At 67.0% G+C, this 18085-nt stretch carries 19 protein-coding genes; 2 read left to right on the forward strand and 17 right to left on the reverse strand.

Annotation, left to right across the window (positions count from 1 at the left end; translation table 11 throughout):
• Positions 1 to 103: 103 nt before the first annotated feature.
• The 12 genes from LG3211_RS05585 to LG3211_RS05640 all read right to left on the reverse strand — a co-directional run bounded on the left by LG3211_RS05585 (position 104) and on the right by LG3211_RS05640 (position 9700).
• Complete coding sequence (locus LG3211_RS05585) at positions 104 to 403, reverse strand: hypothetical protein (RefSeq protein WP_057941951.1); 300 nt, start codon at positions 401 to 403, stop codon at positions 104 to 106.
• Positions 404 to 498: 95 nt separating this feature from the next.
• Positions 499 to 882, reverse strand: coding sequence for an EF-hand domain-containing protein (locus LG3211_RS05590; RefSeq protein WP_148648767.1), 384 nt, complete (start codon positions 880 to 882; stop codon positions 499 to 501).
• Between the two features lie 273 nt (positions 883 to 1155).
• Positions 1156 to 2022 carry an RNase adapter RapZ gene (gene rapZ, locus LG3211_RS05595; RefSeq protein ID WP_057945302.1) on the reverse strand — a complete coding sequence of 289 codons (867 nt, stop codon included), beginning with the start codon at positions 2020 to 2022 and terminating at the stop codon, positions 1156 to 1158.
• A gap of 77 nt (positions 2023 to 2099) precedes the next feature.
• Complete coding sequence (gene hprK / locus LG3211_RS05600; protein WP_057941953.1) at positions 2100 to 3050, reverse strand: HPr(Ser) kinase/phosphatase; 951 nt, start codon at positions 3048 to 3050, stop codon at positions 2100 to 2102.
• 301 nt (positions 3051 to 3351) lie between these two features.
• Entirely contained in the window at positions 3352 to 3816 is a 465-nt protein-coding gene (locus LG3211_RS05605; protein WP_057941954.1) for a PTS sugar transporter subunit IIA, read from the reverse strand.
• A 56-nt stretch (positions 3817 to 3872) separates the two neighbouring features.
• Positions 3873 to 4199, reverse strand: a complete 327-nt coding sequence (hpf, locus tag LG3211_RS05610) for a ribosome hibernation-promoting factor, HPF/YfiA family (protein WP_057941955.1) — start codon at positions 4197 to 4199, stop codon at positions 3873 to 3875.
• 443 nt (positions 4200 to 4642) lie between these two features.
• Complete coding sequence (locus LG3211_RS05615) at positions 4643 to 6097, reverse strand: RNA polymerase factor sigma-54 (RefSeq protein WP_057941956.1); 1455 nt, start codon at positions 6095 to 6097, stop codon at positions 4643 to 4645.
• Between the two features lie 96 nt (positions 6098 to 6193).
• Positions 6194 to 6913, reverse strand: a complete 720-nt coding sequence (gene lptB / locus LG3211_RS05620; RefSeq protein ID WP_057941957.1) for an LPS export ABC transporter ATP-binding protein — start codon at positions 6911 to 6913, stop codon at positions 6194 to 6196.
• The gene (lptA, locus tag LG3211_RS05625) at positions 6913 to 7482 is read right to left on the reverse strand and encodes a lipopolysaccharide transport periplasmic protein LptA (RefSeq protein WP_057941958.1); all 570 of its coding nucleotides are present in this window, start codon (positions 7480 to 7482) and stop codon (positions 6913 to 6915) included. The genes lptB and lptA overlap by 1 nt, the downstream gene beginning before the upstream one ends.
• The gene (gene lptC / locus LG3211_RS05630) at positions 7463 to 8029 is read right to left on the reverse strand and encodes an LPS export ABC transporter periplasmic protein LptC (RefSeq protein ID WP_057941959.1); all 567 of its coding nucleotides are present in this window, start codon (positions 8027 to 8029) and stop codon (positions 7463 to 7465) included. The genes lptA and lptC overlap by 20 nt, the downstream gene beginning before the upstream one ends.
• Entirely contained in the window at positions 8026 to 8574 is a 549-nt protein-coding gene (locus tag LG3211_RS05635) for a KdsC family phosphatase (protein ID WP_057941960.1), read from the reverse strand. Before LG3211_RS05635 ends, lptC begins: the two co-directional genes overlap by 4 nt.
• Positions 8575 to 8677: 103 nt before the next feature.
• The gene (locus LG3211_RS05640; protein ID WP_057941961.1) at positions 8678 to 9700 is read right to left on the reverse strand and encodes a KpsF/GutQ family sugar-phosphate isomerase; all 1023 of its coding nucleotides are present in this window, start codon (positions 9698 to 9700) and stop codon (positions 8678 to 8680) included.
• Between the two features lie 244 nt (positions 9701 to 9944).
• Between LG3211_RS05640 and LG3211_RS05645 the strand changes: the two genes are divergently transcribed.
• Positions 9945 to 10187 (forward strand): BolA family protein, encoded by a 243-nt coding sequence (locus LG3211_RS05645; protein WP_057941962.1) that lies wholly within the window; start codon positions 9945 to 9947, stop codon positions 10185 to 10187.
• A gap of 111 nt (positions 10188 to 10298) precedes the next feature.
• The gene (gene murA, locus LG3211_RS05650; protein WP_057941963.1) at positions 10299 to 11555 is read left to right on the forward strand and encodes a UDP-N-acetylglucosamine 1-carboxyvinyltransferase; all 1257 of its coding nucleotides are present in this window, start codon (positions 10299 to 10301) and stop codon (positions 11553 to 11555) included.
• A 298-nt stretch (positions 11556 to 11853) separates the two neighbouring features.
• On the opposite strand, the gene LG3211_RS05655 is transcribed toward murA, so the two are convergent.
• The 5 genes from LG3211_RS05655 to LG3211_RS05675 form a co-directional block, all read right to left on the reverse strand.
• Positions 11854 to 12543 (reverse strand): DUF3108 domain-containing protein, encoded by a 690-nt coding sequence (locus LG3211_RS05655; protein ID WP_057941964.1) that lies wholly within the window; start codon positions 12541 to 12543, stop codon positions 11854 to 11856.
• Positions 12540 to 13259 (reverse strand): DUF3108 domain-containing protein, encoded by a 720-nt coding sequence (locus tag LG3211_RS05660; RefSeq protein ID WP_148648768.1) that lies wholly within the window; start codon positions 13257 to 13259, stop codon positions 12540 to 12542. Before LG3211_RS05660 ends, LG3211_RS05655 begins: the two co-directional genes overlap by 4 nt.
• Before the next feature lie 80 nt (positions 13260 to 13339).
• Positions 13340 to 14023 (reverse strand): phosphoribosylglycinamide formyltransferase, encoded by a 684-nt coding sequence (purN, locus tag LG3211_RS05665; protein WP_057941965.1) that lies wholly within the window; start codon positions 14021 to 14023, stop codon positions 13340 to 13342.
• Positions 14024 to 14268: 245 nt separating this feature from the next.
• A complete protein-coding gene (locus LG3211_RS05670) occupies positions 14269 to 16545 on the reverse strand; it encodes a TonB-dependent receptor (RefSeq protein WP_057941966.1) in 2277 nt (758 codons plus the stop codon).
• Between the two features lie 376 nt (positions 16546 to 16921).
• Positions 16922 to 18058, reverse strand: a complete 1137-nt coding sequence (locus LG3211_RS05675) for an alpha-D-ribose 1-methylphosphonate 5-triphosphate diphosphatase (protein WP_057941967.1) — start codon at positions 18056 to 18058, stop codon at positions 16922 to 16924.
• Positions 18059 to 18085 lie beyond the last annotated feature (27 nt).

The following is an 18085-nucleotide window of genomic DNA, read 5'->3' on the forward strand; positions in this document are numbered from 1 at the left end:
AGTTCGCGTGCGTTCGCCTGCGCGGGCGGTCACCCGGCCGGCCAGGGCCGAAAAAAGAACGGGCCGCGCGAGCGGCCCGTTCCGGTGCGAGCGGCGCGCCGGCTTACTGCTTCGGCGGCGTCTCGGTCTTGCCCTTGTCCGGCGGCGTGGTGGCGCTGTCGGCCGGCATCGGGTCGGACGGCGGGGTGTCGGTGGGCGGCGTATCGGCCGGCGGCGGCATGTCCGCCGGAGGTGTGGTGTCCGCCGGCGGCGGGGTGGTGTCGGCCGGAGCCGCGGGCGCCGGGCCGGCGCCGGCATCCGGCGGCGCGTCGGCGGGCTTGTTGCAGGCGCTGAGCAGGCCGGCGGCGAACAACGCGCTCAGCAGCAGGCCGAGGCGGTGCGGACGGGGAAGGGTGGTGGTCATGTCGATCCTTTGCTGATGGGTCAGCCAGTGGGGGAGCTATCGGGCCGGCGGGGCCGGCGATCGCGATCGTCCGGCCGGGCCGCGGCGAGGTTGGGTTATTTGTCGCCGACGCGCTTGTTCTGCCCGGCCTGATATTCCGACAGCGACAGCGAGCCGTCGCCGTCGAGGTCGTGGGTGGAGAAGTTCGCGGCCAGGCGCGCATCGAGCGCGGCCTCGTCGCGGCTGATCTTCTGATCGCCGTTGCTGTCGAGTTCGGTGAAGGTGGCCGGGCCGATAGCGTCGCTGGGCGGCGGCGTGCGCGCGTCGCGTCGCGGATCGTTGACCGGCGGTTCGGTGCGTTGCATCGGATCGGACGTCGGCATCGGATCGGCGGGACGCGACCCGGGCGGAGAACCGTTCTGCGCGAAGGCCGCCGACGCGGACAGACCGGTCAGCAAGGCGAGCAGCATCGGACTGAGGCTGCGGATCATGGGTTTCATGTCGCTGCTCCGTGGTTGCGGGAACGCCGGATCACGCTATCGGCGTAGTTCGAAACCTACGGTGCGGCGTGCAAGCATTTCGGCACGGAGATGGGAAAATTTCGTAAGCGGCGGCGATTCATGCGGCGATATGGTCACTGCCGATTCATGTCGAAGGTGATGGCAGAACGAATTCGACGTTGCACTCCCACATCAGCGCTGTTGCTGTTCCCCCCTTTGAAAAAGGGGGGAGGGGGGATTTAGCTTTTGCATCAAGCCAACGCAAAACCCGCCTCAATCCAACTCCCGATGATGCACCGCCACCTCATTCCACCCACGCAACCGCGCATGCTCGGCGAGCCGTTCGGCCAGATACACCGACCGATGCCGCCCGCCGGTGCAGCCGAAGGCGATCGTCGCGTAACTGCGCGTGCTGTCCGATTGCAGCCGCGGCAGCCAGGTGTCGAGGAACTGGCTGATCTGCTCGACATACAGCTTCACGTCGTCCTGCGCTTCCATGTAGTCGCGCACGCCGCCGTCGCGGCCCGACAGCGGACGCAGCGCCGGATTCCAGTGCGGATTGGGCAGCGCGCGCGCGTCGAAGACGAAGTCGGCATCGGCCGGCACGCCGCGGCGGTAGGCGAAGGACTCGAACAGCAACGACATGCCGGCCTCGCCGCCCAGGCCGAACTCGGTGATGACATGGCGGCGCAGCTGATGGACATTGAGCTCGCTGGTATCGACGATCGCATCGGCGATCTGGCGCAGCGGCTTGAGCACCTGGCGTTCGAGCGAAATCGCATCGGCCAGGGCCAGGCCGAACTGGCTCAGCGGATGGCGCCGGCGCGTGTCGGCATAACGCTTGAGCAACACCGAGTCGCTGGATTCGAAGAACACCAACTTCGGGTCCGCGCCGAGCGCGCCGACCGCCGACAGCCACTCGGGAATATTCGCCAGATCGCTGTGGCGGTTGCGCACGTCGATGCCGACCGCGAGCTTGGTCGGCATGCCGTCCTCGGCCTTGATCACGTTCTGCACGAACTGCGGCAGCAACTCGGCCGGCAGGTTATCGACGCAGTAGAAACCCAGGTCTTCGAAGGTATTGAGCGCCACCGATTTGCCCGAGCCGGACATGCCGCTGACGATGACCAGGGTGAACATGCTCGCTTCCGGCGCGGCTTCGGCGCCGGAACGCGCTTCGTTGGCCGCTTCGGGATTGGGATGGGATTCGATGCCGCTCACGATTCGCCGCGCTCCAGGAAGTTGCTGTGCCGGGCGATGAAGGCCGCGGCCGGGTCCAGGCCTTTCATGCGCAGGCTGTGCAGGCGCGTGGCCGCTTCGGTGAGCACCGCCAGGTTGCGGCCGGGCATGACCGGCAGGGTGATCATCGGCACGTCCAGATCGAGCACGCGGCGCAGGCCGGTGTCGCCGGTCAGGCGCTCGATGCCGGCCGGCTTGGGCTCGCTCATGGGCTTGGTCAGGTGCACGATCAGGCGCAGGTATTTGTTGTTCTTGACCGCGGTGTCGCCGAACATCTGGCGGATGTTGAGTACGCCCAGGCCGCGCACTTCCAGCAGGTCCTGGAGCATGTCCGGGCAGGTGCCGTCGAGCACGTCGGGTGCGATCTGGGTGAATTCGGGCGCGTCGTCGGCGACCAGCCGATGCCCGCGCGTCACCAGTTCCAGCGCGAGTTCGCTTTTGCCCGAGCCCGATTCGCCGGTGATCAGCACGCCGATCGAATAGATTTCCATGAACACGCCGTGCAGCGTGATCTGCGGCGCCAGCGCACGCGCCAGGTGGTATTGCAGGTGATTGAGCAACTCGTGGCCGCGTCGCGGCGACACCCACAGCGGCGTATCGGTTTCCTCCGCGGCGATGCGCAGGTCTTCCGGGCAGGGCTGGTCCTTGCTGATGACCAGGGCCAGCGGCCGGAACTGGATGATCTTTTCGATGGTTTCCCAGCGCAGCCGCGAGTCCAGGCCGTCGAGCCAGGTCAGCTCCTCGGTGCCGAGGATCTGCACTTTGTTCGGATAGATCGCGTTGAGGTAGCCGGCCAGCGAGGGCCGGCGGGCGACGGTATTGACCGCCTCGACCAGCCGCCCGTCGCCGCGTTGGCCGGCCAGCCAGCGCAGGGCGAGCCGCTCGCGCTGCTGTTCGAACAGTTCGCCTGCACGGATGCTTTTGCTCATGCGGGGAAGTTTACGAGTAAAGCGATGACGGCGCCTGCGTGGGCTGGGGTGGGGCTGTGAAGGGGGCCGCGCGGTTGGCGCGAATGCGACCGCAGCCCTTCGAAAAATTGCCCCCTTTGAAAAAGGGGGGCGAGCGCCCGGCGCCGGTGCGTTTCAGGTCAACGATCGGGGAGCGGGGGATTTGCTTTTGCTTTTGGGCAGGGCAAAAGCAAATCCCCCCTGGCCCCCCTTTTTCAAAGGGAGGAATCGGTAGGCGGGGTTCGGTAGGGCGGGGCGTTACGCGGCTATAGCCGGCGACAACTTACGCCGCGCTGCGCCGGCAATGATCGAGCAGGCGATAACTCAACTCCGCCACATTCGGCGCAGAGCGCAATCGCTCGCGAAAACCGGCGTCGGCGAAGCGCTCGGCGAGCTCGGCGAGCAGCTGCAGATGCTGTTGAACGTGATGCTCGGGCACCGCCATCGCCAGCACCAGATCCACCGGCTGGCCGTCGGAAGCGCCGAAATCCACCGGCTGCGCCAGCCGCAGGAATACGCCGCGGCTGCTTTCGAACAAGGGCGAGCGGCCATGCGGAATCGCGACCCCGTAGCCGATCGCGGTGCTGGCGAGTTTCTCGCGTTCCTGCAAGCCGGCGCTGAGCGCGGCGGTGACCAGCGGGCTGCCTTCGGACAGCATGCGCGCGGCGGTTTCGAGCACCGCGTTGCGATCGCCGGGTTCTACCAGGATCGCAACGCGCTCCGCGCTCAACAGTTCGTAAAGCGGCATGACGGCGTTGTAGGTGGCTTGCGGTACGTGGCTGGCGCGGAGTTTACGCTATGGGCTCAGGTGAGTTCGCCGTTGCGGGCGAGGCTCTCGCCGCGGTGGTGGTCCACTTGCTTGCTCTTGTGCTTCATCAGCAACCGGTCGAGCTTGTCCGCGAGCAGGTCGATGGCGGCGTACATGTCGATCGCGGCGGCATCGCAGTGCAGGGTGCGGCCGGCGATGAGGATGGTGGCTTCGGCTCGATGGTCGGGCTTGTCGAGACTGAGCTGGGTTCGCACGTCGAAGGGATGGTCGTAGTGTCGTTGCAGACGGGCCAGCTTGGTTTCAACGTAGTCGCGCAGAGCTGCGGTGACTTCGAGCTGCTGGCCGTGGGTTTCGATACGCATCGGGGACCTCCTTCACGTCGCGGGTGAATGCAGAAACGTGTTCCGCCCGGTCTTGCCGGACCGAAACGGAACCGGGTGACGCCCTGGCCGGAGCCAGGAAGTCCAGCATCTCACGCTGAGTCTGCGGCGCAAGGGCCCGACTTGGTCCTTTGGTAGTAGCCGCGCTGGAAGGTCTTGATACGGCTGAGTTTTTTGCGCGATGTAAAAGTTTTGCAATGTGATTCGCGGCAAAAGGCATAAGCCACGGGGTTGGCGGAAGCGGGGCACGCTGAGCGTGGAAATGTCTGGGCAAGCGCCTGTTGCGCCGCTGAGGAAAGGGGAGCGATGGCGCGGTGGCTCGATGCGGCGCGGGCCCTCATCCGCCCCTTCGGGGCACCTTCTCCCGCAGGCGGGAGAAGGGAACGCCGGAGGGGAAAGGGGATCGGGGCCAGGGCAACAAGCCCTCAAGCCATGCGCACGCGATCCTGAGACGAGGGGATGCTCATCGCCTCGCGATATTTGGCGACGGTGCGGCGCGCGACCGGCACGCCGGTGGCTTTCAAGGTCTCGGCCAGGCGCGCGTCGGACAGGGGCTTGCGCGGGTTTTCCGCTTCGATCAGGCGCCGGATCATGGCCTGGATCGCGGTGCTGGACGCTTCGCCGCCCGAGCCAGTATCGATACCCGAGGCGAAGAACGCCCGCAGCGGCACGGTGCCGCGCGGGGTGCGCGCGTACTTGCGCGCGATCGCCCGCGAGACGGTGGATTCGTGCAATCCGACTTCGTTCGCGACTTCACGCAAGGTCAGCGGGCGCAAGGCGCTGTCGCCGAATTCCAGGAACGCGGCCTGCTGCTTGAGCAGGCAGCGCGCGACTTTCAGCAAGGTGTCGCCGCGTGCTTCCAGGCTCTTGAGCAACCAGCGCGCTTCCTGCAGATGCCCGCGCAAATAGCTGGCGTCGGAGGCGCTGGCGTGGCGGATCATGCCTTCGTAGCCGCGATGGATGGAAATGCGCGGCCGCATCGTTTCCGACAAGGCCACGCGCCACAGGCCGCGCTGGCGCCAGATCACGACATCGGGAGTGACGTAGGTGTCGGTGGAGATCGCGCCCATCTGCGCGCCCGGGCGCGGATCGAGCGAGCGCAGCAACTGCACCGCGATATCGACCTCGGCGACCTCCAGCTTGAATTCGGAAGCCAGCCCGGCCGCGCCCACGCGCGGCAGCCGTTCCAGCGGGCCGGCGCAGATCTGCAGCGCCAGCGCCTTGCCCGGCGTGTCGTCGGGCAGGGTGCTCAATTGCAGGCTCAGGCATTCGCCGAGCGAGCGCGCGCCGGTGCCGACCGGGTCGAAACGCTGGACCTGATGCAGCACCGTCAGCACTTCGTCTTCGCCGACGGTGAGTTCCGGGGCGAGCGAATCGGCGATGGCCTGCAGCGGCTCGCGCAGGTAACCGTCGTCGTCGATGGCTTCGATCAGGGCCACGCCGATGCTGCGGTCGCGCAACGACAGCGGGCTCAGGTGCAGCTGCCACAGCAGGTGATCGAGCAGGGTTTCGGCCTCGGCGACCTGTTCGGCCGCGGGCGAGTCTTCGTCGTTGTCGGACGGGCCGACCCGGTCGTACCAAGTCTCGCCGTCGTCCATCGTCCATTCCGGCTCGGGCGTGGGCGCGTCGCTGCCGGGGCCGGGGCCTTCGCCGTGGTCGGCGTCTTCGCTGGCCGAGGCCGAGGTCGGCGGCGGACGGATTTCGTCCTCGCTGCCCGGCGCGGACGGCTCGGTCCAGTCCAGCAGCGGGTTGCTCTCTACCGCGCTCGCCAGTTCAGCTTCCAGTTCCACAGCCGACAGCTGCAGCAGGCGGATCGCCTGCCGCAATTGCGGCGTCATTACGAGCTGTTGTCCGAGAGAGGCTTGGAGGCGGGGCTTCATGTTCGATGGCTGACGCGACCTGAAAGGCAACGACCTGAAATGTCAGTCGGCCGAGTCGTGCATCGCGGGCGTCTTTCACGCCCGGCAACCGGAAGGTTACAGACGGAAGGTTTCGCCCAGGTAGACGCGACGGACATCGGGATTGGCCAGCAGCGCGTCCGGAGCCCCCTGCGCGAGCACGCCGCCGTCGTTCAGGATATACGCCCGATCGCAAATGCCCAAGGTTTCGCGAACGTTATGGTCCGTGATGAGGACGCCGATCCCGCGATTCTTGAGATGGCGCACGATTCGCTGGATTTCGCCGACCGAAATGGGGTCGACACCGGCGAAAGGCTCGTCCAGCAGCATCAGGCGCGGGCGGGCGGCCAGGGCGCGCGCGATTTCCACGCGGCGGCGCTCGCCGCCGGACAGGCTGGCGCCGAGCTGGTCGGCGACGTGGGTCACCTGCAATTCGTCCATCAGGCTGGCCAGTTCGCGCTCGATGCCGCGGCGGTCGAGGTCGTCGCGCAGCTCCAGCACCAGGCGCAGATTGTCGGCCACGCTGAGCTTGCGGAACACGGACGGTTCCTGCGGCAGGTAGCCGACGCCGTACTTGGCGCGCGCGTACATCGGCTCGGCGGTGATGTCCTTGCCGTCGAGCACGATGGTGCCGGCGTCGGCCGGGACCAGGCCGACGATCATGTAGAAGCAGGTGGTCTTGCCGGCGCCGTTGGGGCCGAGCAGGCCGACCACTTCGCCCGCGTCCAGGGTCAGGCCGAAATCGCGCACGACCTCGCGCTGGCGGTAGGCCTTGCGCAGGCCTTGGGCGACCAGCATCAGCCGCCTCCCTTGGGCGCAGGCTTGGTCGGGCTCGGCTTGTTAGCCGGCGGTGCCGGTTTGTCCTGGGTTTTGGGGGGCATGCGTATGCTCACACGGCTGCCCACGCCGCCGCTGTCGACCTGGCCGGTCTTGGTGTTGTAGACGATGCGCCCGCTGGTAATGGTTTGACCGGCGTTGTCCACGAAGGCATTACCCGTGAGTGTCACGGTGTCCTTGGGCATGTCGTAATCGATCTTGTTGGCGCGACCGTTGAACGGTTTACCGTCGTCGAGTTCCTGTTTCAGGGTGACTTGCGAACCGGTCAGCGTGACGAAACTGATGTCGCCGTTGCTGCGCTTGATATCGGCCTTGGCGGCGTTGATCACCAAGGTGCCCTGGACGATCTTGACATTGCCGGTCAATACGCAGGGGCCGGCATCGTTGCTTACCTGGCAGCTGCTCTGGTCGGCATCGGCATCCAGCGGCTGATTGCGGTCGGACGAACGGGCCTGAACGCCCACGGCCGGCGCCATCAGCAGCGCGGCCAGGCACAGGGCCGGCAAATGATTAGCGGGCTTTCGCTTCATAGCGCGCCTTGACGTTGGATTTGAGGATCACGTTCTTGGTCTCGAGGTCGGCCTCAAGGCCCAGACCGCTCAGTATAGTGCCCGGCTGGACCATGTTGACCGCGACGGCCGAGGTGGCCTTGTTCGAGTCCGGGAACACGTTCAGCTCTTCGGTGGCGATCTTGATCGGCTTGCCTTCGGCGTTGGTGCTGTCGGCCTTGACCTGTCCGCGCAGCCGCACTTCATCGGCCTCGGCGCTGACCCAGCCGCGCTGCGAGCGCACTTCCCAGGCGCCGCCCTGGCTGCCGGGCTTGGGTGGAATCAGGAACAAGGGCGTGGTGATGTCCATGGTCTTGATGTTGGGATCGCGGGTCAGCGTGGGTGCGCGCAGGGTGAACGATTCCTTGCCGGTCTTGTCGAGCACGACCACTTCGAAATCGTTGAGCACGTAGTCGGGCTGCACGTTGGCCTTGCCGGCCAGCGGCTTGTCGCGCTGCGACCACAGCGCCCAGCCGCTGAGCGCGGCGGCGGTGAGCAGGATCAGGGTGAACCATCCGCGCCAGCTCATCCCAGCGCTCCGTGCAAGATGTCTTCGGCATGGCCTTGCGCGCCCAGCAGCAGATCGCACAGCTCGCGCGCCGCGCCTTCGCCGCCGCGCGCATGGGTGCGCCAGTGCACGCGCTCGCGCACCCAGGCGTGCGCGTTGGCCGGCGCGACCGCCAGGCCGACGTGCGGCAGGATGCGCAGATCGGCGAGGTCGTCGCCCATGAACGCCACTTGCTCCAGGGTCAGGCCCAAGCCTTCCGCGATCAGCTTGACGCAGACCAGCTTGTCTTTGACATCGCCGTGCGAGGTCGCGCCGAGCTCGGCGGCGCGATGCGCGGCGATGGCGCCGCCGCGCGCGGTGACGAAATGCACGGCGATCCCGGCCTTGCGCAACAGCGACAGGCCCTGGCCGTCCTGGACGTGGAAGCTTTTGTATTCGCGCCCGTTGCTGTCGAAAGTCAGCCGGCCATCGGTCAGCGTGCCATCCACGTCGAAGCAGGCCAGCCGAATGCGGGCGGCGCGTTCGCGGATGTCGGCGGGGTAGTCGTTGAGGTGGCTATAAGGCACGGGATTGGGGATTTGGGATTCGGGATTGGTGCAAGCGGAAGCGGGGTGGAATCGTCGAGTCCGCCTTTGCGAATCACGAATCCCAAATCCCCAATCCCGGCCGTTAAACCACTCGGGCCCGCAACAAGTCGTGAATGTTGAGCGCGCCGACCACGCGTCGTTCAGTATCCACGACCAGCAAGCCGCTGATCTTGTGAGTTTCCATGAGCTGCGCGGCCTCCACCGCCAGCGCGTCGGCGCCGATGGTCTTCGGCGAACGCGTCATCACTTCCTTGATCCGGGTCGAACGCAGGTCCACGCCGGGATCGTCGAGGGTGCGGCGCAAGTCGCCGTCGGTGTACAGACCGATCAGGCGCTGGTCGTCGTCGACCACCGCGGTCATGCCCAGGCGCTTGTGGCTCATCTCCACCAGCGCTTCGCTGACGGTGGCTTGCGCGGACACGCGCGGCACTTCTTCGCCGGCGTGCATGATGTCGGTGATGTGCAGCAGCAGCCGGCGGCCGAGCGCGCCGGCCGGATGCGAGCGGGCGAAGTCGTCGGCGGTGAAGCCGCGCGCTTCCAGCAACGCGACGGCGAGCGCATCGCCCATCGCCAGCGAGGCGGTGGTGCTGGAGGTCGGCGCCAACGCCAGCGGGCAGGCCTCGGCCGGGACGCTGACGTCCAGGTGCACGTCCGATTCGCGCGCCAGGGTGGATTGCGGGCGCCCGGTCATGGCGATCACCGCGTTGCCCTGGCGCTTGAGCACCGGCAGCAGCATCAGCACTTCGTCGCTTTCGCCCGAGTAGGACAGGGCCAGGACCACGTCGGCGTCGGTGATCATGCCCAGGTCGCCGTGGCCGGCCTCGCCGGGATGGACATAGAACGAGGGCGTGCCGGTGGAGGCCAGGGTCGCCGCGATCTTGCGCGCGATGTGCCCGGACTTGCCCATTCCGGTGCAAACCACGCGGCCATGGGCGCCCAGGATCAGCTTGCAGGCCGCGGTGAAGTCGCCGTCGATGCGCTCGGCCACCGCGGCCAGGGCCTGGGCCTCGATTTCGAACACGCGCCGGCCGCTCTCGGCCAGCCCGGTTTCGGCGCGGCCGACGAGCAAGGCATTGGGGTCGCTGGCGGGGACGGGTCGGGTCATGGGGAGGCCGGTCATAGAGGTGCCGTGTCGAAGGTCGCCATTTCGAACCGAAGGGCTTTCCGCTAGGCTAATCCGCCAATTCTAAGCGGTTCGTCCGCCCAGCGCCGTTCCGGCCGGCACATCCGCGCCGTATGGCCATCCGCATTCAGCCGGCCTCGGGCCCGCGCAGCCAGGCTGCGCCGACCCGGTCGCCGCTTTTTCCCCTTCGGCCCGTCCCCGGGCCGTACCGTCCAGAGGCTCTGAGTTGAACGCCGAAACCATCCGCACCCTGATCGAACAAGGCCTGCCCGGCGCGCAAGCGCAGGTGCGAGGCGACGACGGCGTCCATTTCGAGGCCACCGTCGTGGCCGAGGCGTTCCGCGGCAAGCTGCCGCTGGCCCGTCACCGCCTGGTCTATGCGACCTTGGGCGAGCGCATGGGCGGCGAGATCCACGCTCTGGCGCTGAAGACGATGACGCCGGAAGAGGCCCAATTCGGCAAGTCGTAAGCGCCGAGGGCGGGGGCCGACTTCACCGTCGCCTCACCCACGCGCCGCGGCGGGCTTTTACCATTGCCGCTTACGGCATTCCGCTCCTCCCATCTCATTCCCGGCTCCCCAATGCAAAAAATCGTGGTCGAAGGCGGCCAGCCGCTCAACGGCGAAGTCAAGATTTCCGGCGCCAAGAACGCTGTCCTGCCGATCCTGTGCGCGACCTTGCTGGCCGACGCGCCGGTGACGATCCGCAACGTGCCGCGCCTGCACGACGTGCTGACCACCGCCAAGCTGCTGGGCGAGCTTGGTGCGGGCGTGAGCAGCGAAGGGGCGACGATCACGGTCGATCCGACCACGGTCAACAGCCACGTCGCGCCGTACGAGCTGGTCAAGACCATGCGCGCCTCGGTGCTGGTACTGGGGCCGCTGCTGGCCAAGTACGGCCAGGCCGAGGTCTCGCTGCCGGGCGGTTGCGCGATCGGTTCGCGACCGGTCGATCAGCACATCAAGGGGCTGCAGGCGCTGGGCGCTGAGATCACGGTCGAGAACGGCTACATCAAGGCGCAGCGTAACGGCCGCCTGAAGGGCGCGCGCTTCGTCTTCGACGTGGTGACGGTGACCGGCACCGAGAACGTGCTGATGGCCGCGGTTCTGGCCGAAGGCACCAGCGTGCTGGAAAACGCGGCGATGGAGCCGGAAGTCGTCGATCTGGCCGATTGCCTCAACGCCCTGGGCGCCAACATCGAGCACGCCGGCAGCGGCCGGATCGTGGTCCACGGTGTGGAAAAACTGCACGGCGGCAGCCACGACGTCCTGCCCGACCGCATCGAAACCGGCACCTTCCTGGTCGCCGCGGCGATGACCGGAGGCCGCGTGACGATCACCGGCAGCCGCGCCGACACCCTGGATTCGGTGCTCGACAAGCTGCGCGACGCGGGCGCGAAGATCGAGGTCGATGGCGACCGCATTACCCTGGACATGGGCGGCCGCCGCGCGCGCGCGGTGGATCTGGTGACCGCGCCGTACCCGGCGTTCCCGACCGACATGCAGGCGCAGTTCATGGCGCTCAACTGCATCGCCGAAGGCGCGGGCGTGATCAACGAGACCATCTTCGAAAACCGCTTCATGCACGTCAACGAACTGCTGCGCCTGGGCGCGGACATTCGCGTGGACGGCCACACCGCGGTGGTGCGCGGCGTCGCCAAGCTCAGCGGCGCGCCGGTGATGGCGACGGATCTGCGCGCTTCGGCGTCGTTGATCCTGGCCGGACTGGTGGCGCAGGGCGAGACCACGATCGATCGCATTTATCACCTCGACCGCGGCTACGAGAACATCGAAGAGAAGTTGTCGAAGCTTGGGGCGAAGATTTCTCGGGTTGGGTGAGGCAACGCCGCGGCGGGCTACGCGCTTGACGAATGCTTTCCCTCTCCCGCTTGCGGGAGAGGGTTAGGGTGAGGGCGCTTTTGCTTCTCGCTTTTGTTGTCGAAGGCGCCAAGCAAAGGCATTCGCGCCTGCGGCGCTCATCCCCTCACCCCAGCCCTCTCCCGCAAGCGGGAGAGGGGGACAAGCGCCGTAGCGATGAACGCCGGATGCGTCAAAGAAAAAGCCCCGCATCCGCGGGGCTTTTTCGTCTGGCCGATACTGCGATCCAACCAGTCAGATGGTTACGCCATCGCCCGCCTCAACGCACCGCCTGCACCCGCAGATCGATCGCATCGTTGCCGTTCTCGCGCTGCAGAATCCGCGCCGGCACCGGCATGCCCGGCACCACCCAGGCGATGGTTTCCTTGTCGCCGTTCTTGCTCGACACCTTGGTCGCCTGTTGCGACTTGCCGCCGATGGTGATCGCTTCCTTGCCCACCACGGTGTAGGTCAGCTGCTTGGTGCGGCCGTCTTCGACCATGCGGTAGCTCATCGGTTTGCCGGCGTTGGCGTCGCGCACCAGCGCCAGGTTGATCAGCAGCGCGTCCAGATCGCCGGACTGCAGCTTGATCGGGCCGGCGCGGTCGGGCTTGACGTCGCCGCTCCAGGTCGCCACGCCGCGCGACCAGTCGTAGCTGGCGTTCTTGGTCTTCTTCTTGGTCAGCACTTTGCTGGAATCGCTGCCGCTGAGCGGACGCAGTTGGCCGCCGTTTTCGTCGAAGGTGGTGCTCTGCTGCAGTTCCGCCAGCGGGCTGGAGATCGACAGGTTGTACTTCCAGCGGTTGCCGTCGGCCTGGGCCAGGCTCATGCGGCCGGCGCCCTGGATGCCCATGTAGCTGGCCTGATAGTCGGCGCTGAACGGCTTGACCGCCGCGGCCGGGGCGCTGGCCGCGGCCAGGGCGAAGGCCAGGGCGGCGAAGCGAATCTTGGTGGACAGGTGGGTCGTCATTGTTCGTTGACTCCTTTGTATTCGACCAGACGTAAATCGTAGGTGTCCTGGCCATCTTCGCGCTGCAGGATGCGCACGGGGGTGGGAACGCCATCGACCACCCAGATCGAGGTTTCCTCGTTGCCGCTCTGCACGCGGTTGACGCGCATCGCGTTGAAGCTCATGTCGTCTACCTTGACGCCTTCCAGCTCCTGGGCCACCAGGTATTGATGGGGGCGCAAACGCCCGGAATCCACGAAGCGATAGTTCAAGGTCTTGCCGGGCTGGGCGTCGCGGACCACCGCCAGGTTGATCAGCAGGCCGCTCATGTCGCCGTCCTCCAGCGCGATGGGCTTGCGCCGGTGCTCCTTGATGTCGCCGCTCCATTGCGCGGCGTGCTTGCTCCAGTCGTAGGTGCCGGTGATGGTGCGCTTGGAGAACAGCACCTTGCGTACCATCGTCTGGCTCAACGGCCGGTAAGTGTCGCCGACCAAGTCGAACAGCGTGCTCTGCTGCGCGGCCGCGCCGGTGAAGCCCATCATGCCGTGCTCGGCGCGGATGTCGAGGTCGATGCGCCAATGGCCGGATTCGGACTTGACCTGCATGGTCGCATCGCCCAGCGCCTTGCCGCCGTTGAAGACCTGGTAATTGGCCACGAACGGTTCCAGCGCGAGCGCGCTGCCGGGGGCGGCCACGCCGGTCAGGGCGGCCAGGAACAGGGGCAGGAGGGACTTCATGACGCGGGTAAGTCCTGGGGCGTGCAGCGCGAGGGGAGAGTGCGTGCCCGGGCCGCGCGTTGCCGCCGCGGGCGCGGCGTTCACACCGCGCTGCCGTTGCCCGGGTCGGTCAATCGGCCGGCGAAATCTAAACGCAGCGGCGTAAATAGCGGATGACCGTCCAGGCTCACGGTTGCGCCGTGTTCAGCCAGCCGGCCGAGGGTCGCCAGTCTCATTACCGCCAGCAATAAGGGGTGTTCCACGCTGAGGACACGTTCGGCAAGCAAGTCGGCTGTATCGCCGCTGTGGATCGGCACCACGGCCTGCGCGATCAACGCGCCCGCGTCGAGTTCCGGGATCACGAAATGCACGCTGGCGCCGTGTTCTTGCTCGCCTTCCTCGATGGCTCGCGCATGGGTGCGCAGGCCGCGGAACTTGGGCAGCAGCGAGGGGTGGATGTTGATGGTGCGGCCGCGGAAGCGCTGGACGAAGGCGTCGCCGAGGATGCGCAGGTAGCCCGCGCACAGCACCCAGTCCGGGCGCGAGGCGGCGACCGCGTCGGCGAGTTCGGCGTCGAAGGCCTCGCGGCTGGGGAAGCGTTTGGCCTCGGCCGACCAGCGCAGCGCCTCGGGGACGCGTTGCAGCGCGACCGCGCCGGGCTTGTCGGAGTAGACCCCGACGATCTCGCCGGCCAGCGTGCCGGCGGCGATGGCGTCGATGACGGCCTGCAGGTTGCTGCCGCGGCCCGATGCGAGGACGGCGATGCGGGGGAGCGGTTGGGGCATTGCAGGCTGCGCGGTGGGTGCGGAGCGGCATTTTAGGCGATCCGGCGGCATTGGGCGGGGCGGCCCTTACCCCGGCCCACCCCGGCCCGAACGCGTAGCGTTCGGGCGTTCGGTGCCGCGCGAGCCAATGGCTCGCAAGCACGGCCCCTGACCCCGCAAGTGGGAGAGGGGTTCAAGAGCCGCTTTTTGCTCCCTCTCCCGCTTGCGGGAGAGGGCCGGGGTGAGGGGCGCGAATCCGCAAGAACTCAGAATTTCGCATCCACCGAAACAAACCACTGCCGCGGCGCGCCTGTCAGCAAGGTCTGGAACGTCCCCTGCGGATCGGTGTCGCGAAAGCCGTTGCTGCCCAAGGTGGCGATATAAGTCTTGTCCAGCAGGTTGTAGACGTTCAGCCCAACCCGCAGCGACTTGATCTGTCCCACGTCCTTGCGCTGCCAGCTCACTCCCGCGTCCCACAGCCAGAACGCGTCGGTGCCGGCGTCGTTGGTGTAGGTGTAGTAACGCTTGCCGGTGTACTTGCCGCCCAGGCGCAGTTCGAAATCGCCGGCGCCGTAGCTGATCTCGGTGGCGAACAACTGCTTGGGCGTATCCACCACCTGCTTGCCGCGCACCTGCACCAGCTTGCCGCTGCTGAGGTAATTCGAGCGGTACTGCGAATCGTTGTAGGCATAGCTGGTGAGCCAGCGCAGGTGTTCGGTCGGCGTCCACACGAAGGCGAATTCGCCGCCGAGCGTGCGCACCTTGCCGACGTTGGCGAACTGGTTCGGACAGCTGACCACGCCGGGGCAGGGCACGATCACCAACTGGCGGTTATCGAAGTTGACCCCGTACAAGGTGGTGGACAGCTGATAGCGATCGTCGCCGTAACGCCAGCCCAGTTCCAGGGTCTTGGACTCCTCCGGCTTGGCGCTGGCGCGGCTGAGGTCGAAGGACGCCTGGGTCAGCGACCACGCGCCGTTGACGCCGGGACGGAACGCCGCCTGGTTTTCCGCGTAGTTGGCGAACACGTCGCTTTGCTCGTTCAACTTCCACGACAGGCCGAGCTGCGGCAGGAAATTGTCGCGCGTGCTCAGGCGTCCGCCGGCGCGGCCGGGAACCACCACGGTGCCGTCGGTGACCACGTCCTGGCCCTTGAAACCGGCGTTGATGGTCAGGCGTTCGTCGAGCAAACGCATCGTGTCCTGCAGGAACCACTGCCGCGTGCGGGTATCGAAACGCTGGCGGAACAGGCGCTGGGCGAACTCGCTCGGATCGAAGAAGCGCTGATCGTCGATGGGCCCGGCGATATTGACGAAGCTGCGGCCGGCGCCGTGCACGCTGTCTTCGAACCAGAAGCCGCCTTCCAGCGTGTGCTGGTCCAGGGTGTAGGCCAGACGCGCGTTCAAGCCGCTGCGTTCGATGTCGTAGCTGGTGATGCGCAGCGCCATCGGGATCGTCGGCGAGCTGATGTAGGGCGTGAACCAGTGGCCCTGGCCTTCGTTGCGATGGTAGTAGGCGGTGGCGTTCAGGCGCAGCTGGTCGTTGAGATCGAACTCGCCCGACACGCTGGCCAGATCGTCGTTGCGCATGCCGCGCGCGAGGTAATACGCATCGTCCTTGGTTTTCATGCAACCGCTGAACTGGCCCTTGGCGGCGGCGAGCGCGCGCTGCCAGTCGGGTGCGTAGTTGTCCCAGTCGTAGCCGCAGCGGCGGATCAGGTCGAGCGACATGTCCTGATCATCGGTCTCATTGCGGCGCGAAGTGGACAGCCACGCGGCGACGCGGCCGCGATCCCACTGATAGACCGCCTTGCCGTTGAACTGTTGCTGCTCCTGCACGCCGGCGCCTTTCCAGCGATCGGCTTGACTGTGCATGCCCGAGACGTAGGCGCTGAAGCCGCCGTGATCGCCGGTGTCCACGCGCACGAAGCTGCGCAAGGTGGCGTTGTCGCCGTAGGCGAGGTTGACGCGCGCGCCGAATTCGCTTTCCGGGTCGGACGAATGCAGCAACAACGCGCCGCCCAGATTGCTGGTGGAGGGAATGCGCAACGCGCCGGAGCCTTGCGCGAGTTCGAGCTGCGCGATGTTCTCCGGCAGGATCGCGCGATTGGGCGACAGGCCGTTGTTGTTCGCGTAGCTGTTGTCGCCCAGAGGCAGATCGTCGAGCGTGTAGCCCAGTTGGTTCTGGGCGAAACCGCGGATGGCGATGCGGTTGGACCACTCGTAGCTGCCCCACGGATCGGAGGAGACGAAGTGCACGCCGGGCAGTTTCTCCAGCACCTTGACCGGATTGGTGCCCAGCGCGCTGGCCTGCAGCTCGACCTTGCCGATGTGCTGGACCTGGCGCACCTCGCGATGGCCGATCACCGAGATCGTATCCAGGGTCGCTGCGGTTTCCAGCGGCGCGCCACCGGCGACGACCGCGGCGGTGCTGGCGTTGCGCACGCCGGCGTCGGCGGGCGTGGACGGGGTTTGTGCCTGACAGACCAGGGGCAGCACGGCGAGCAGCGCCAGCGCCAGGGGAGTGCGGGTCGGGGTTTTCATGCGGTTCTCGAGGAATGCGCGCCACGGCTGCGGCGTCTGGCGGCATTACAGCGAGGCGATATGAAGGCCCGTACGCGCGGGACGGACTGCGCGGCGTACCTGTCTAGTCGGTCGTGATGGGCGGCGCGTTCAGTTTGTGGCGTGGGTTTCGAAAAGGGTGTTTTCTGCTGTGGCCGCCCTTAAATTTTCCCCCTTTGAAAAAGGGGGGCGAGCGCCCGGCGCGAGTGAGTTTCGAAGGGAATGATTGGAGCGCGGGGGATTTGCTTTTGCGTGCGCAACAGCAACAGCAACAGCAACAGCAAATCCCCCCTACCCCCCCCTTTTTCAAAGGGGGGAACTGCTGGCGATGGGTGGGAGAGAGGCGCGGAGTGGTTTGTCAGTAGCGTTGCTTGCCGCCTACCCACACCGCCTCGATCTGCGGCAAGCCGCGCGACACCCGCACGCGCAGCAGATCCGCGCGCAGGCCCGGAGCGATCTCGCCGCGATCGCGATAACCCACCGCCCGCGCCGGCGTGCGCGTAACCATAGCGACCGCGCGCGCCAGGCCGATCGATTCCCACTCGCCCAACTGGAACGCCGCCATCAGCAAACTGCCGGGCACGTAATCCGACGACAACACGTCGAGCACGCCCGCGCGCGCCAGATCGCTGGCGGCGACGTTGCCGCTGTGCGAACCGCCGCGAACCAGATTCGGCGCGCCCGCCAGCACTTGCAGACCGGCTGCATGCGCGGCGTTGGCGGTGGCCAGGTTGACCGGGAATTCGGCGATGCACGCGCCGGCTTCGACCGCTTCGGCGATGTGGTTCAGATCCGAATCGTCGTGGCTGGCCAGCGGCAGGCCGAGATCGCGCGCCATGGCCAGCACCACGCGGCGATGGGCATCGGCATGACGCCGCTGCAATTGCTGCAGATGCTGCACGCGCGCCTGGAACTGCTCGTGATCGCGGGCGTTGCCGTGGCGCGCGCTGTAGCCGCGATACAGCTCCAGATCGTGGAATTGCCGCTGCCCGGGCGTGTGATCCATCAACGACATCAGCCGCAGCCCGGTCGTGCGCAACAGCGGTTGCAGCCGCGCCGGCAGATCCGGGCAGGGCAGTTCGCAGCGCAGATGCACGGCGTGCTCGACCCGCAGGCCGCCGTCTTCGCGCGCTTCGGCCAGCGCCGTCAACAACGCCTGAGGATCGACCGCTTCCTCGGCGTCCTCTTCGCCTACCGAGATGGCGTTGAGCGCGGTGGTGATGCCGGCGGCCAGCAGCTGCGCATCGTGCGCGCGCAGCGCGGCGGCGGCCGGCCAGTGCGCGCCGGGGCGCGGCAGCAGGTGTTTTTCCAGATTGTCGGTGTGCAGCTCGACCAGGCCGGGCAGCAGGTAATCGCCTTCGCAATCCAGCGCGGCCGGCGAGTGGCTGCGGCCCTGGCCGATCTGTCGGATCAGGCCGTCGGCGATCAGCACATGCCCGGCGATCACCGCCTCGGGCAGGATCAGTCGTGCGTTGTCGAGCAACAGTTCGGTCATCTGCCTAAACGGGAAGCGGCACGGCGG

The organism is Lysobacter gummosus, from assembly GCF_001442805.1.
GTDB classification, from domain to species: Bacteria; Pseudomonadota; Gammaproteobacteria; order Xanthomonadales; family Xanthomonadaceae; genus Lysobacter; species Lysobacter gummosus.